The sequence below is a fragment of the Halorubrum sp. CGM5_25_10-8B genome, from assembly GCF_005435095.1.
GTDB lineage: Archaea > Halobacteriota > Halobacteria > Halobacteriales > Haloferacaceae > Halorubrum > Halorubrum ezzemoulense.
This window is the reverse complement of record NZ_SGTY01000020.1, coordinates 1-14869: the sequence shown is the minus strand read 5'-3', so window position 1 is coordinate 14869 and position 14869 is coordinate 1. Positions and strand designations below refer to the sequence as shown.

Annotated in this window: 16 protein-coding genes; 5 read left to right on the top strand and 11 right to left on the bottom strand. The window is 68.0% G+C overall.

The window, feature by feature from the left end:
- Nucleotides 1–66 precede the first annotated feature (66 nt).
- Complete coding sequence (gene tenA, locus EXE51_RS15015) at nt 67–726, bottom strand: thiaminase II (RefSeq protein ID WP_137692962.1); 660 nt, start codon at nt 724–726, stop codon at nt 67–69.
- A gap of 165 nt (nt 727–891) precedes the next feature.
- Nucleotides 892–1167, bottom strand: coding sequence for a cytochrome C oxidase subunit IV family protein (locus EXE51_RS15010; protein WP_049929908.1), 276 nt, complete (start codon nt 1165–1167; stop codon nt 892–894).
- Between the two features lie 155 nt (nt 1168–1322).
- Here EXE51_RS15010 and EXE51_RS15005 point away from each other — a divergent pair, with 155 nt between their 5' ends.
- Nucleotides 1323–1841 carry a hypothetical protein gene (locus EXE51_RS15005; protein ID WP_049929907.1) on the top strand — a complete coding sequence of 173 codons (519 nt, stop codon included), beginning with the start codon at nt 1323–1325 and terminating at the stop codon, nt 1839–1841.
- A 57-nt stretch (nt 1842–1898) separates the two neighbouring features.
- On the opposite strand, the gene EXE51_RS15000 is transcribed toward EXE51_RS15005, so the two are convergent.
- Nucleotides 1899–2417 carry a halocyanin domain-containing protein gene (locus EXE51_RS15000; RefSeq protein ID WP_049929906.1) on the bottom strand — a complete coding sequence of 173 codons (519 nt, stop codon included), beginning with the start codon at nt 2415–2417 and terminating at the stop codon, nt 1899–1901.
- 147 nt (nt 2418–2564) lie between these two features.
- On the opposite strand from EXE51_RS15000, the gene EXE51_RS14995 reads away from it, so the two are divergent.
- The gene (locus EXE51_RS14995; RefSeq protein WP_094579657.1) at nt 2565–3155 is read left to right on the top strand and encodes a hypothetical protein; all 591 of its coding nucleotides are present in this window, start codon (nt 2565–2567) and stop codon (nt 3153–3155) included.
- 43 nt (nt 3156–3198) lie between these two features.
- Here EXE51_RS14995 and EXE51_RS14990 read toward each other — a convergent pair whose 3' ends face one another.
- Complete coding sequence (locus EXE51_RS14990; RefSeq protein ID WP_049929904.1) at nt 3199–4347, bottom strand: acyl-CoA dehydrogenase family protein; 1149 nt, start codon at nt 4345–4347, stop codon at nt 3199–3201.
- A gap of 145 nt (nt 4348–4492) precedes the next feature.
- Between EXE51_RS14990 and EXE51_RS14985 the strand changes: the two genes are divergently transcribed.
- A complete protein-coding gene (locus EXE51_RS14985) occupies nt 4493–5290 on the top strand; it encodes an RIO1 family regulatory kinase/ATPase (protein ID WP_049929903.1) in 798 nt (265 codons plus the stop codon).
- Between the two features lie 31 nt (nt 5291–5321).
- On the opposite strand, the gene EXE51_RS14980 is transcribed toward EXE51_RS14985, so the two are convergent.
- From EXE51_RS14980 to EXE51_RS14960, 5 genes are read right to left on the bottom strand one after another with little or no spacing between them, the layout of a single operon-like run.
- Nucleotides 5322–6074 (bottom strand): ABC transporter ATP-binding protein, encoded by a 753-nt coding sequence (locus EXE51_RS14980; protein ID WP_094495111.1) that lies wholly within the window; start codon nt 6072–6074, stop codon nt 5322–5324.
- Between the two features lie 8 nt (nt 6075–6082).
- Nucleotides 6083–6871 carry an ABC transporter ATP-binding protein gene (locus tag EXE51_RS14975; protein ID WP_137692961.1) on the bottom strand — a complete coding sequence of 263 codons (789 nt, stop codon included), beginning with the start codon at nt 6869–6871 and terminating at the stop codon, nt 6083–6085.
- Nucleotides 6864–8045: a branched-chain amino acid ABC transporter permease gene (locus EXE51_RS14970; RefSeq protein WP_004596316.1), complete on the bottom strand. Its 1182-nt coding sequence runs from the start codon at nt 8043–8045 to the stop codon at nt 6864–6866. The genes EXE51_RS14975 and EXE51_RS14970 overlap by 8 nt, the downstream gene beginning before the upstream one ends.
- Nucleotides 8042–9001, bottom strand: a complete 960-nt coding sequence (locus EXE51_RS14965; RefSeq protein ID WP_004596315.1) for a branched-chain amino acid ABC transporter permease — start codon at nt 8999–9001, stop codon at nt 8042–8044. The genes EXE51_RS14970 and EXE51_RS14965 overlap by 4 nt, the downstream gene beginning before the upstream one ends.
- Nucleotides 9002–9010: 9 nt before the next feature.
- Nucleotides 9011–10300, bottom strand: a complete 1290-nt coding sequence (locus EXE51_RS14960) for an ABC transporter substrate-binding protein (RefSeq protein ID WP_049929898.1) — start codon at nt 10298–10300, stop codon at nt 9011–9013.
- A gap of 181 nt (nt 10301–10481) precedes the next feature.
- Between EXE51_RS14960 and EXE51_RS14955 the strand changes: the two genes are divergently transcribed.
- Nucleotides 10482–11348, top strand: a complete 867-nt coding sequence (locus EXE51_RS14955) for a proline dehydrogenase family protein (protein ID WP_137692960.1) — start codon at nt 10482–10484, stop codon at nt 11346–11348.
- A gap of 517 nt (nt 11349–11865) precedes the next feature.
- Here EXE51_RS14955 and EXE51_RS14950 read toward each other — a convergent pair.
- Nucleotides 11866–12603 carry a helix-turn-helix domain-containing protein gene (locus tag EXE51_RS14950; protein WP_049929895.1) on the bottom strand — a complete coding sequence of 246 codons (738 nt, stop codon included), beginning with the start codon at nt 12601–12603 and terminating at the stop codon, nt 11866–11868.
- An 89-nt stretch (nt 12604–12692) separates the two neighbouring features.
- Between EXE51_RS14950 and EXE51_RS14945 the strand changes: the two genes are divergently transcribed.
- Nucleotides 12693–14213 (top strand): aldehyde dehydrogenase family protein, encoded by a 1521-nt coding sequence (locus EXE51_RS14945; RefSeq protein WP_089307782.1) that lies wholly within the window; start codon nt 12693–12695, stop codon nt 14211–14213.
- A gap of 42 nt (nt 14214–14255) precedes the next feature.
- On the opposite strand, the gene EXE51_RS14940 is transcribed toward EXE51_RS14945, so the two are convergent.
- The coding region (locus EXE51_RS14940; RefSeq protein WP_137692959.1) for a DUF5821 family protein at nt 14256–14869 on the bottom strand (614 nt) is incomplete at its 5' end.

The window sequence follows — 14869 nt, the reverse complement described above, 5'->3', positions numbered from 1 at the left end:
CGGATCACGCTCCGGCTACAAAAAACTCGGTCGGCGTTCCCGCCGTCGGCGCGACTGCTCCTCGACTCAGACCTCCCACGTCTCCCGGGTGTAACACATCTCCCAGAACGCGTGTTCGAGGCGGGCGCTCCGCAGGAACGCCGCGCGCATCGCGTCGCGCTCGCCCGGGTACGCCTCGCCGTACCGGTCCACGAGGTCTCGCATCCACGCGACCGTCTCGCGGAACGCGTCGCTGTTGTACTTCTCGATGAACGGCGTGTACCGGTGGGTCTCGGTCGCGAGGCTCGCCATGTGGTCGGCGACGTCGAGGTACCCCTGCCCGCACGGGTAGATCGCGGCCGCGATCTCCGCGATCGACCCCTCGTGGGCCGTCCGGACGAGGAAGTCGGTGTAGGCGGCGCAGGTCGGCGCCTTCTTGACCGCGTCGAGGTCGTCGACGGAGAGCCCGTAGTCGGCGGCGAACGACCGGTGGAGGTCCATCTCGTCGTCCAGCGTCGCGTGCGCGGTCGCCGTCAGCCGCCGCGTCGTCTCCTCGTCGTCAGCCTTCGTACCGGCGAGCGCGAAGACGCGCGCGTAGTCGAGCAGGTACCGGTAGTCCTGTTTCACCCAGTGACGGAACGCGCCCTCGTCGAGCTCACCCTCCGCGAGTTCAACGACGAACGGGTGTCGCTTCTGTGCGTCCCAGATCTCTGATCCGGCCTCGAGGAGTCGGTCGCTGAAACCCATCGCATCGGTCCCTCGTCTTGCGGCGAGTTATAACTAACTAATACCACTAGGTGGTGGCAGCAGAAAGACCCTCGTCGGGACCGTGCTCGGTCGAGCGAAAACCCGGCGAAAGTGCCGGGAAAACGGTTCGGAGGCGTTCGAGCGAGAAAGAGACGCCGCGAGTCGTTACGAGATGGAGTACGTCGCGGCCGCCATCAGCAGCATGGTGAGCGCGAGCGCGAGCCCCATCAGGTAGGTCAGCGAGCGGTTCTCCCACTTCAGGTGCTGGAAGTACGCGACGATGAGCAGCGTCTTGACCGTCGCGATCACCAGCGTGCCGCCGAGCGCCTGCGCGTAGGTGAACTCGATGAACGACGTCTCGAAGAGAGCGAAGTTCAGCGTCGCCGCGACTAGGAGGGCGACGTATATCGCCGAATACATTTTCACGGAGTCGTGCGCCATCTTACTCACCCCTTCGTCCCTGCGCTTAAAGAATTAACCATCCGGGGCACCCGCTGCGGCGACAGCGAGGTCCGTCTCGACGTCTCGGATCCCGAAACGCCTATCCGCGCGACGACCCCATCTGCGTCCGGTCGCAGCCCCGACCGGTACCCCTCGTGACTCCGCTCGAACCGACGGACGACCTGCTCGAATCGCTGTACGTCGTCAACAAGGTCGCGAAGCAGTTCGCCGACGAGGCCACCGCCGCCTACGAGCGCGGCGACGTGACCGAGAGCAACGTCCGCTCGGCGCGGAAAGACGCCCTCTACCGGCTCAAAACCGCCGTCCTCTCTAGGGTCGTCGCGTACGACGCCGACGGCGTCACCGGCGAGTACCACGCCATCAACGGCGACGTGTGGCTCTTCCTCACGGTCGGCGACTGGCACTTCCACCAGCCGCCGCACGCGATCGGCGGCGACCTCACCGACGCGATCGCGATCTCGAACTCGCCGGCGGACCCGATCGACGCCCCCTACGAACGCGACGCCAGCGTGGAGCGCTCGGAGCGCACGCTGGAGGAGGCGCTGTCGCGGCTCGCCGAGGCCGGCGCCAACGCCAACGACCACCTCGCGCGGCCCACGGTCACCAGCGAACGCGACCGGATCGTTGACGTGCGCTGGTCGTTCCTCTCGTGAACGCCGAGCAGGCGTGAAAAAATCGCGCTCGCGTTCGAACCGCGCGAAGTGGGCCGCTTACGCTTCGACGACTTCGATGGCGCCGAGCATCCCGTTCGCCTGGTGGGGGGTACACTGGTACAGCTGGATCCCCGTGTTGTCGAACGACTGCTCGAACGTGTGCCCCTCCTCGGAGACGGAGTCGCCGCTGTTGAAGTCGGACTCGGACCCCTCGACCGAGGCCACGTTGTGCGCGCCCCCGTTGCCGGTCCACTCCCAGACGACGGTCGTGCTGGAGTCGATGCGGATCGCCGCCGGCGAGAAGGCGAACCCGACGTCGCCGGCGCCGACCTCGACGGTCACCTCGTCCTGTCCCGTGAAGTCCATGATGGTGCCCTCGTACATCCGGGCCTCGGACAGGTACTCGTCTATCTCGCTCGGGACGTCCTCGACGGCGCTGCCGCCTCCGCCGGAGCCGTCGGAACCGTCCGACCCGTCGGAGCCGTCACCGCCTCCGGAGCAGCCCGCGAGTGTCCCGATAGTCAACGCGGCGCCGGTTCCGGCGAGATACCGCCGTCTGGACAGTTTATCAGACATCACTTTTCGTAGGGGTCGGAGCCTTACAAACCCCGTGATAGCTTCCGGTTCGCAGGAATTTCCCGAGCGGCTATGACTCCGGTCGGCGGGCGGTCGCAGCGCGCCGCGAAGGGCGGACTTATCGCCCTCCGACGCCTCGCGAGAGCCATGCGCGAGGACGCGCTCGCGACCCGGCTCGTCGAACACTACGAGGCGACGGCCAAGTCGCCAGCGATCCGGCTCGAGGAGCCGTACGACGCCGACGGGCGGCAGGGGGTCGTCGACCTCTTCGTCCGAACCCGAACGCCCGAACCGGTCGACCGCGTGATCGAGCTCAAGGCCGACGCCGCGGTCCGCCGCGCCACCGGCGCGAACGAGATCCTGCGCCAGTACCGCCGGATGGAGCGGTACTTCCACGTCGACGAACGCCACGCGCTCCGCCCCAAGCTCGGTCGCACCGAGCCGGGCGCGCGCTACCTCCTGTGTTTCGCGCCGACGCCGACCTGCGTCCACCACGTCGCGGAGAACCGCACGCTGTACGGCTCCATCGACCCGGACGCGCGGGCGGGCGACGTGCCCGCGGTCCGCACCGTCGCGTTCCTAACGGGACTCGACGGCGACCCCGTCGACCTCGGGCTCGTCTCCGTCAACGGCGAGGCGGCGTTCGGCTCGGCGCCGTTCCGGCGGGCGGTCCCTGAAGGCTCGCGGCTCGCGGAGAGCCTGCGCGCCGTCGACGACGACCTGATCGAATTCCCCTGAGGCGCGCCGAGCGCCCGGCGTCGCTGACTGACGACTCGCCCGACTAGAGGCCGAGTTCGCGCCCGATGACGACGTGCTGGATCTCGCTGGTCCCCTCGCCGATCTCCATCAGCTTCGCGTCGCGGTAGAAGCGCTGCGGCGCGAAGTCGGTGGTGTAGCCGTAGCCGCCGAGCGTCTGGACCGCCTCCTCGGCGACCTCGCGGGCCGCCTCGCTGGCGTCGAGTTTCGCCAGCGCCGACTCCCGGGTGACCGACTCCCCGGCGTCGTACTTCGTCGCCGCCCGGTGGGTGAGGAGTCGGGCGCGCTCGATCTGCCGGTGCATGTGGACCACCTTGTCGCGGACCGCGTCGAACTTCGATATCGGCTTGCCGAACTGCTCGCGTTCGCCGGAGTACTCCTTGGCGGCCTCGTAGGCCCCCTGCGCAAGCCCGACCGAGAGCGCGGCGATGGAGATGCGCCCGCCGTCGAGCGTCTTCATCGTCTGTGTCCACCCCTCGCCCTCCTCGCCGAGCAGCCGGTCCTCCGGGATCCGCACGTCGTCGAAGCTGATCTCGCAGGTCGGCGAGCTGTTGAGCCCCATCTTGTCCCAGACCGTCGTCACCTCGAACCCGTCGTCGTTCTCGGGGTCGACGATGAACGTCGAGATGCCGTCGTAGCCGGCCTCGGGGTCCGTCACCGCCTTCACGAGGACCGAGTTCGCGACGTTCGCGTTCGTGATGAACTGCTTGGTGCCGTTCAGCACGTACTCGCCCGCCTCGGCGTCGTACTCCGCGGTCGTGTCCATGTCGGAGGCGTCCGAGCCGCTCCCGGGCTCCGTGAGCGCCCACGCGCCGAGCCCCTCGCCCTCAGCGAGCGGGCGGAGCCACTCCTCCTTCTGTTCGTCGGTGCCGAACAGGTCGATCGGCTTCGCGCCCAGAGAGGTGTGCGCGGCGTACGAGAGGCCGATCCCGCCGGAGACGCGGCCGAGCTCCTCCGTGACCAGGGCGTACATCAGCTGGTCGCCGCCGAGCCCGCCGTACTCCTCCGAGACCGGAATCCCCATCATGTCCAAGTCCGCGAGCGACTCGAACACCTCCTCGGGGAAGCGGTGTTCGTCCTCGATCTCCTGGGCGATCGGCGCGATCTCCTCCTCGCAGAACTCTCGGACGGTGTCGCGTATCATCCGGTGTTCGGCGGGTACCTCGAAGTCCATGGGCAAGAATTGCGACGCGTGGGCATAAACGATGCGAACGACCGTGATGGACTGTGGCGGGGTCGGCGGTGTCGCCCCGCGCCGACGACTTATCAGGCGCCGCCGCGAGCCGACGACTTATCAGGCGCCGCCGCGTGCCGTCGGTATGGAGTTCCGCGAGCTCGTCCGGGGGCGCGTCGACTGGCCCGACGTCGAGCGCGTCGCGCGCGAGCTGGCGGACCGGTACGACCGCGATACGATCCGGGTCCGGTTTCTCGACGCCGACAACTGGCTGTCGACGCCGATGGTCGTCGACGACGACCTCTTCGTGAAGGTGATCACCCGGCAGAACACGCTCGTCCACGCGCTGTTCACCACCGGGCGGAACCTCGGCGCGGTCTCGTCCGGCACCGAGGGGTTCTTCGAGCGCCACGAGACCCCCTACGAGATGGCGCGTCACGAGCTGGAGGCGACCCGCCGGGTCCGCGAGCTCGGCGTCAACGCGCCGGAGCCGGTCGAGGCGTTCGAGGTCGGCGACCTCGGCGTGCTGGTGTTGGAGTACCTCCCCGAGTTCCGCACGCTGGGCGAGCTCGACGCCGACGCCGTCGCCCGGCTCGCGCCAGAGCTGTTCTCGACGCTGCGGACCGTCCACGACGCGGGGCTCGCGCACGGCGACCTCCGGGCCGAGAACGTCCTCGTCGCCGACGGCGACCTCTACGTCATCGACGCCACCCGCGTGAGCGAGGACGGGCGCGAGGCCGCTCGCGCGTACGACCTCGCGAGCGCGCTCGCGGCGCTGGAGCCGATCCTCGGCGCGGCCGACGCGATCGCCGCCGCGCTGACGAGCTACTCGACCGACGAGCTGCTCGCGGCGCGCCGATTCCTCGACTTCGTCGCGATCCGTCCCGACCACGACTTCGACGCCGCGGAGCTGACGGGCGAGCTCGAGAAGCGCACGGCGTGAGACGCCGCGAGAAAGCGGACCGACCGGAGACTCAGCCGCCCAGGTACAGCTGCGAGACCTCTTCGTCGTTCAGCAGCTCCTCCGGCGTCCCCTCGAACCGGACGGTCCCCTGGTCGAGGACGTAGCCGCGGTCGGAGATGCCGAGCCCCTTCGTCACGTTCTGCTCGACCATGAGGATCGCCGTGTCCATGTCGTTGACCTCCTTGACGTCCTCGAACACGTCGTCGGCGGTGTTCGGTGCGAGCCCCGCCGACGGCTCGTCGATGAGCAGCACGTCGGGCTCCATCACCAGCGCGCGGGCGAACGCGAGCACCTGACGCTGGCCGCCGGAGAGCGTCTTCGCCTTCGAGCCGCGCTTCTCGTCGATGATCGGGAACCGGTCGTACAGCGTCTCGATGACTTCCTCGAGGCTCCCGTCGCGGGCGACGCCCCCCATCCGGAGGTTCTCGTCGATCGTCAGCGAGCCGAACACGTTGTCGGTCTGGGGGACGTAGCCGATCCCCTCGCGGACGATCTCCTCGGGCGCCATCCCGCCGATGTCGCGGCCGTGGTACTCGACGATCCCCGTCCACGGAGTCAACATCCCGAACGCGGTCTTGAGCACCGTCGACTTCCCGGCGCCGTTTGGCCCGACGAGACAGACGATCTCGCCCGGGTCGAGCCGGACCGAGCAGTCGTCGAGCACCTGCACCTCGCCGTACCCGCTGTCGACGCCCGACAGCGAGAGCACGGGGTCGGTTCCGCCGTGAGGCCCGTCCGCGGCCCCGGTCGTGTCGTCTGTCATACCGTCGCTCATCTTCCGCCTCCGAGGTACGCGTCGATGACGCGGTCGTCGTTCCGGACCCCCTCCGGCGTCCCCTCCGTCAGGACGTGTCCCTGATCCAAGACGACGATCGGGTCCGCCAGGTCCATCACGAACTCCATGTCGTGTTCGATGAGCAGGAACGTCGTTCCCTGCTCGTTGAGCCGCCGGATCTGGCCTTTGAGCTTCTTCGCCAGCGTCGGGTTCACCCCCGCCACCGGCTCGTCGAGCAGCAGCACCTCCGGCTCGGCGAGCATCGCCCGCGCGAGCTCGACGAGCTTCATCTGGCCGCCGGAGATGTCGGTGGCGGGCTGGGTCGCGAGGTGGTCGATCTCGAAGTCCTCCAGTATCCGCTCCGCCTCGGCGAGGTTCGCCGACTCGCTCTCCGCGATCGTCCCCGGCGAGGTGAAAAGCGTGAGGAACGACTCGCCGGGCTGTTTCCGCGGGCCGACCAGCATCGCCTCGCGGACCGTCATCCCCTCCAGCTTCCGGGGCGTCTGGAACGTCCGGATGAGCCCGTGTTCCGCGACTTGGTACGGCTCCATGCCGGTCACGTCGGTCCCGTTCACCTCCACGGTCCCGCCGTCCGGCTCGTAGAAGCCGGAGATGAGGTTGAAAAGCGTCGACTTCCCGGCGCCGTTCGGGCCGATGAGCCCGGTGATGGTTCCGCGCTCCACCGCGAACGTCGCGTGGTCGGTCGCCGCGAGCCCGCCGAACGACTTCTGGAGGTCGTCGACGCGGAGGACCGCGTCCTCCTTCGGAAGCGCGCCCTCACTCATCGTCACCACCTCCCTTCCGCTCGCGGACGCCGCTGTCCGGCGTCTCGGGCGTTCCGCCACCGCCGACCGCGCTCGGCCAGATCAGCTCCCGCTGCGGCGGGAGGACCCCCTGCGGCCGGTAGCGCATGACGGCGACGATGACGACGCCTATCAACAGCAGTCGCAACGGCGCGGGGTCGATCGGGAGCGCCACGTCGTTCAGGAAGCGCGTCCCCTCGCGGATCGTGACGATGACGATCCCGCCGAACAGCGCTCCACGGTTGGAGCCGCTGCCGCCCAAGATCACCGCGACCCACGCGTAGAACGTCGTGATCGGGTCCAAGTCGCCCGGCCCGACGTAGAGGTTCAGATGCGCGTAGAAGACGCCCGCAAGCGCCATTATCAGGCTCCCGAGGACGAACGACTGCATCTTGAACGAGTAGGTGTTCTTGCCCAGCGCCCGCGCGAGGTCCTCGTCGGAGCGGATCGTGCGCAGCACGCGCCCCCACGGCGATCGGTGCGCGCGCCGGAGGACGAAGTACGCCGCGCCCGCGAACGCGAGCACCAACAGGACGTTCAGCGACGCCTGCCAGAACGCCGTCTCCAGGATCACCGGCGACCCGGGGATCACCTCCAGCCGGAGCCCCGGCATCGCTTCCGGGAACGTCGAGAGCACCGGCCACCCGTCGAAGAAGCCCGGGATGCCGCGCAGCCCCGCGCTCCCGTTCGTCAGCCAGCGCTCGTTTAACACGATCAGCCGCACGACCTCCGCGAGCCCGAGCGACGCGATGGCGAGGTAGTCGGCCCGGAGCCTGAGCGTCGGGATGCCGATGAGCAGCGCGAGCGCGAGCGCGACGACGAGCGCGACGGCGAGCCCGACGAGCGGACTGAATCCGCCGGCGATCGGCGAGCCGCTCGCGGTCATCAGCGCGGTGCCGTACGCGCCGATGCCGAAGAACGCGGCGACGCTGAAGTTGATCAGTCCCGTGAACCCCCACTGGGCGTTCAGCCCGAAGGACAACAGCGCGTACATCCCCGCCAGCCCGACGAGGAACAGGAAGTACGTCGGACCGAGCGCGCCGGTGAGCATCGCGACGAAGAGGAACAGTACGAACGCGACGCTGACGCCAAGCACCCACCCCTCCGGGCGGGAGAGGTCTGCGAACGCCGCTTTCGGGTCGTCGAGGAGGCTCACGTCGCGCCCTCCCCGGCGATCCCGTTGGGCCGGACCAACAGCACTACGACCATGATCACGAACGCGATCGCGTTCGCGTACTCGATAGTGATCATGTTCTCGATCACGGTCGCGAGCCAGTTCGGACGGATCGGTAGCGCCTCGACCACGTTGGAGAAGAACGGCGTTAGCTGGTTTATCATGCCGATGAGGAACCCGCCCGCCATCGCGCCGTAGACGGAGCCTATCCCGCCGAGGATCACCGCCGCGAAGATCACCAACAGGAGGTTAAAGCCCATCCGGGGCGCGAGCTGATTGAACAGTCCGAGGAACACGCCGCCCGCGCCGGCGAGCCCGGCGCCGATGACCCACGTCCACAGCTTGACCCGCTTCGTCCGGATACCGCTAACCCGCGCGAGGTCGGGGTTGTCCGCCATCGCGCGCATCTTCCGACCGAGGTCGGTGTACTGGAGCAGGACGTGGAGCCCGACGACGAGCGCCACCGCCGATCCGAATATCGCGACGTCGTGGAGCGTTATCCGGACGCCGTACGGCACCAGCGCCTCGATCGGCCGCAGCGGCCGGACGTCGAACCGGGTGAAGTCGGAGCCGAACCGGATCTGGATCACCGCGCGGTAGATGAACGCGATCCCGATCGACGTGATCAGCAGGCCGATCGAGTCGACATCGAGCGGCTCGTAGATGAGCTTCTCGGTGGCGACCGCCACGACCGCGGCGACTGCGATCCCGACGACCAAGGCCAGGAAGAAGCCGTACGGGAGCCCCAACACCGCGCCGCCGAGCCCGCCGACGGCACCGAAGGTCACGAGCGCCGAGTACGCACCGATCGTCATCGTGTCGCCGTGCGCGAAGTTCGCGAAGTCCGCGATGCTGTACACCAGCGACAGCCCGATGCTGCCGAGGACGATGATGCTGCTGAACACCAATCCGTTAGCCAGGTATCCGAGGACGGTCATCGGTCGGGATTAGCCTTCGATGAAGTCGATGCCTTCGTACGCGTGGTCCTGGACCTCCAGGACCTGAAGAAAGCCGATCGGGTCCCCGTTCTCGTCGAAGTCGATGGGGCCGCTGACCCCCTGGTAGTCGACGTCGTCCGGTCCGCCGCCGTCCGCGAGGATCCCGCTCGCGGCCTCGAACGAAGTCACCGTCTCGCCCTCCGGCCCGGAGACGCGCCGGACGGTGTCCTGGAGCGCCGCCCCCGTGAACTCGTCCGCGGCCTGGATCGCCAAGGCGGCGTTGATCACGCAGTCGTACGCGTACGCCGCCCACGAGGTCGGCTGCCGGCCGTACTCCGACTCGAAGGTGTCCGCGAACGACTGGTAGTTCTCCTCCTCGACGGGCGCGGACGGAACGACGATCTTCATCCCCTCGATGCTCCCCTCCGGGGTGTTCTCGAGCACGTTGTCGCCGGAGACGGAGTCGGCGCCGTAGAACTGCGCCTCGTACCCCGAGGAGAACACCTCGTTGACCATCGTCGCGAACTCGGCCTGGTAGGTGATGAACAGCCACGCGTCGGCGCCGGAGCTGTTCATCTCTGAGATGACGCTGGAGTACGACTGCTGGTCCTGATCGTGCGGCGTGTTGTAGACGACCTCGCCCTCGTACGCGTCGACGAACGCGTCCGTGAGGCTCTGGCCGTAGTCGTTGTTGACGTAGGTGATCGCAACCTCGTCGTAGCCGTCGTCGCTGATGAGGTTCGAGAGCGCGAGCGACTGGCTCCGCCCCGACGGCGACATCCGGAGCAGTCCCGGGAACTCGGTGAGGTTGAGCCCGGTGGAGTTCTGGCTCAGCTGAACGACATCCGTTCCTTCGATGACGCTCTCGTAGATGGCCAGCGAGACGCCGGAGCCGACCGCGCCGATCAGGAACGGCACGCCGTCCTGATTGACGAGCTTCTGGGCGGCAGCGATCCCGCCCTGGTTCTCGCTCTCGGAGTCCTCGACGACGATGTCGAGGTCTCGCCCGTTAATGCCGACCTCGTTGACCATCGAGAGGGCGAGGTCGACGCCGCGCTGGTTCCGCTCGCCGAACGCCGACAGCGACCCGGTCTGGGAGTCGACCATCCCGATCTCGTAGGCCTCGGTCGAGTCGCCGCCGTCGCCGCCGTCGCCGCCGTCGCTGCCGTCGCTGCCGTCGCTGCCGTCACTGCCGTCGTCAGTCGTGCTGAGACAGCCCGACAGTCCGACGAGTCCCGCACCGCCGGTCAGTTTCAGCAGCGTCCGCCGATCCGTCATGCCCGTGGTATTCCGTGACATATGTTTCCGATAGTCCCGAGCACATTCGGCTACCTTAACCCCGACCCGTCCATGGTCGGTGAGCGCGCGGCAGATCGATGAATCGGCTGGTAGTGGGACTGAAAAAATTTTATACAGGAATATGTCTTCGGAACAATTGGTCGGGTGCCATTATATACCGCTCCGGATCCGCAGTGATCGCATGATCCCGCCCATCGCGAGCAACTTTGTCGCCGGGGAGACGCCGGAGGCGGCGCTCGCTCACGTCGAGGGGCTCAACAACCGCGGCGTGGCCGGCATCCTGAACCTGCTCGGCGAACACTACGAGGAACGGCCCCCCGCCGACGCCGACGCCGACGCGTACGTCGACCTCGTCGAGGCGATCGCGGAGCGCGGCGTCGACGCCTGCGTCTCGGTCAAATCGAGCCAGATCGGCCTCGACATCGCCGACGACGTCTTCGAAGAGAACCTCGCACGGATCGTCGAGGCGGCTAACGCGCCGTCCGCGACCGGGCCGGACGGGACGGGCACCTTCGTCTGGATCGACATGGAGGACCACGAGACCACCGACGTGACGCTCGACGCGTTCGAACGGCACGCCGTCGAGACGGACGGCAACGTCGGCGTCTGCGTACAGGCGAACTTGAAGCGGACCCGCGAGGACCTCGAACGGCTCGCCGACCTCCCGGGGAAGGTCCGACTCGTCAAGGGCGCGTACGACGAGCCGGCCGAGATCTCCTACAATAAGAAGGCGCGCGTCGACGAGTCGTACCGCGACTGCCTCGCATACATGTTCGAGGCGTTCGACGACGGCGTCGCCGTCGGGAGCCACGACCCCGCGATGATCGACTACGCGAAGCAGCTGTACGCCGACCACGGGACCCCCTACGAGGTCCAGATGCTGACCGGCGTCCGGGAGTCGGCGCAGTTCGAACTCGCGGCCGAAGACGACGTGAAAGTCTACCAGTACATCCCGTACGGCTCCAAGTGGTTCTCCTACTTCTACCGGCGGATCCGGGAGCGCAAGTCGAACGCCCTGTTCGCGCTGCGCGCGATCGTCGGGAACTGAACGAACCGGGGCAAAGACCGGCGATCGGGCGCTACGACTTATCAATCGGCGTGTGAGTTTTCCGTCCGCCGTTTATCAGCGATTGAACGACCGACGACGGACGCCTCCAAATCCCCGGCCGCTCGGTTATAAATGGTCGCTAGCAGATCGGCGGCAAACAGTTCCAAGGCCCCAGTCGCGAGGACGGCGCACGCTCGCTGCGGTCCTCAGTCGCTCGCTTCGCCCGCTCCTTGCGGTCCTTACGTCACCTGCGCCGTCCTCGCGACTGCCCCTTCGAGTCCCTACCCGACCGCGACCGCACGGCGCCTCACGCCTCCCCAACCTCGTCAGTCGCTGTCGCTTCGCTCCGGCGACTGACTCCCTCGCGCGTGCTGACTCGCGGCCGCCGATAGCGGCCGCTCGCAGGCACGCGCCACCGCCTTCATTCATAACCAATCGGCGCTGTCGCTCGCGGATATTTAAATACCGTACCGCGCTCGACGCGCTGTAACACTCGCTCCGCAGTCGACACTGCCGTTCACGGGTCCAGTAGCTTCGACTCCGCCTTCCGCAGGTGTTCGAGCAGCGTCGTCTTCGAGACCTCCATGTCGTCGGCGAGCTCGCGCGTCGACGCCTCTCGGGGCCACTCGTAGTAGCCCGCTTCGCGGGCGTGTTCGTACACCTTCCGCTGTGTCGTGGTCAGCGTGTCGAGCCGCTGCTCGCGGGGGGTCCGCCCGGCGTGGCCCGACGACGACATCGACTCCACCGTCACCTCCGCGCCGGCCGCCTCCTGAACCGCGTCGAGCGACTCCCGGATCTCGGTGCGCTCGCCGACGAAACACACCTGCCACTCCTCCCGTCCGCCCTCGATCCGGACCGGCGCGCTGTGGACGAAGCCGTGTTCCAAAAGCGTCGGACACACCATGTCGCCCGGGTCGTACTCCAGGAAGAATTCGCGGACGACGTTGCCCGGGGCGTCCCGAGCGCGCCCGAACCGCTCCTGTAGCTCCAAGAGGTTCCCCGCGCGGTCGGACTCGCGGATCGCGTCGAGCAACGCTTCGACCTCCTCGTTCGTGTCTCCGAACGCCGTGAACAGGCCGTTCACCGTGTTCGGCGCGTCGCTTTCGGCCATCGGTGAGTTGTAGATCGCGTGTGCGAGGACGCCGCCGCCGGTCTTTTTCGTCGCCTCGATCGCCCAGCAGTTCGGATGCCAGAGGTCGAGCGTGAGCCGGGTTCCGGCCCACTCGCTCGCCCCTTCTGGTTCGGTTGTCGCCATTGGTACCGCATGTTTGGCACTACATCACAAAGACCTTACCGACCATGGTAGGGTGGGTTATTTGGACGTGCCGACCGGATGTCTCGAACATGGCGCAGCCCTACCAGCACTACATCGACGGCGAGTGGGTCGACGGCGACGGGTCCGAGACCTTCGAGAGCGAGAACCCCGCGACCGGAGAGACGCTCGGAGAGTTCCGTCAGGGGACCCCCGAGGACGTCGACCGCGCGGCCGACGCAGCGGACGCGGCGTTCGAGGAGTGGCGCGAGCTCTCGCGGATCCAGCGCGCGGAGTACCTCTGGGACGTGTACCACGAGCTCCGCGACCGGACCGACGAGCTCGGGGAGATCGTCACCAAGGAGTGCGGGAAAGAGATCAGCGAGGGGAAGGCGGACGTGGTCGAGGCCGCGCACATGGTCGAGTGGGCCGCTGGCGACGCCCGGCATCCGAAGGGAGACATCGTCCCCTCGGAGATCCCCTCGAAGGACGCGTACATGCGACGGAAACCGCGCGGCGTCACCGGCTGTATCACGCCGTGGAACTTCCCGGTCGCGATCCCCTACTGGCACATGGCCATTGCGCTGGTCGAGGGGAACACCGTCGTGTTCAAGCCGGCCGAGCAGACGCCGTGGTGCGCGCAGATCATCGCAGAGATGTTCGACGACGCCGGCATCCCCGACGGCGTGTTCAACATGGTACAGGGGTTCGGCGACGCGGGCAACGCGATCGTCGAGAACGACGACGTCGACACCGTCATCTTCACCGGTTCGGCCGAGGTCGGCCACCACATCCAAGAGAAGCTCGGCGGCGTCGCCGGCAAGCGCGCCGCCTGCGAGATGGGCGGCAAGAACGGGATCGTGGTCACCGAGGAGGCGGACCTCGACGTCGCGGTCCACTCCGCGGTGATGTCCTCGTTCAAGACGACCGGTCAGCGCTGCGTCTCCTCCGAGCGCCTGATCGTCCACACGGACGTGTACGACGAGTTCAAGGAGCGGTTCGTCGAGGTCGCGGAGTCGGTCGCGGTCGGCGACCCCCTCGACGAGGACACCTTCATGGGGCCGCTCATCGAGGAGGAACACCGCGAGAAGGTCACCCGAAACAACGAGGCGGCCCGCGAGGAGGGCGTGAACGTGCTCGTCGACCGGACCGAGCTCGACGACGAGGAGATCCCAGACGGCCACGAGGACGGCTACTGGGTCGGTCCGTTCGTCTACGAGGCCGACGCCCACGCCGACCTGACGTGTACTCACGAGGAGGTGTTCGGACCCCACGTCGCGCTCATGGAGTACGACGGCGACATCGAGGAGGCCGTCGAGATCCAGAACGACACCGACTACGGGCTGGCTGGCGCGATCATCTCCGAGGACTACCGACAGATCAACTACTACCGCGACCGCGCCGAGCTGGGGCTGGCGTACGGCAACCTCCCGTGCATCGGCGCCGAGGTCCAGCTCCCCTTCGGCGGCGTGAAGAAGTCCGGCAACGGCTACCCCTCCGCCCGGGAGGCGATCGAGGCCGTCACCGACCGCACCGCGTGGACCCTGAACAACTCGAAGGAGATCGAGATGGCGCAGGGCCTCTCGGCGGACATCAAGACGAAAGACGACTGATCCGTCCGGAATGACGCCCGGTGACGGGCGTCCGAACGCTTCTCACCCTGTTACGCCGCGAACCGCCGCGACCGTCTCTTCCGCCGTCTCCGCCGCCGCGAGCGCGCCGCGCGCCGCGAGTCGCTCGCGCGGGCGCCCGACCGGTTGCGGCTCGGAGACGGTCTCGATCAGCTCGGCCTCCCGCAGGAGCCGTTTTATCCGCGTGAACGTCGAGGGGCTCCCGAGACCCGCGTCCTCGCAGGCCCGCCGGAGGGTGCGGTCGAGGGCGCCTTCGCGGGCGCCCACCGCGTAGGCGCGGACGCGGGTCTCCTCGGAGTCTGGACCCGCGGCTCCGCGCGAATCGGCGCCGACCTCGGCATCGAGCGCGCGGAGCACCGCCGCGGCGACCGATTCGTCACACCGCGTCGCGAACCCCTCGTACACCCGCCGTCGGCTCGGCGTCCGGAGCCGGTACGGCTCGGCCGCCGCGAACCGCGGCGCGTACCGCTCGCGGAGCGTGGCGTCGTCGCCGATCCGGTGCCACCGACTCACCGCTCCGGTCGTCTCCTCGCTCGTCTCCCCGCCCGCCCCGTCGCGTTCGCTTCCGATCAGCACGAACCCCGTCTCCGCCCCCACCAGCACGGGGTTCGGCTGCGGCGTGTCGAGGACCCGGAGGT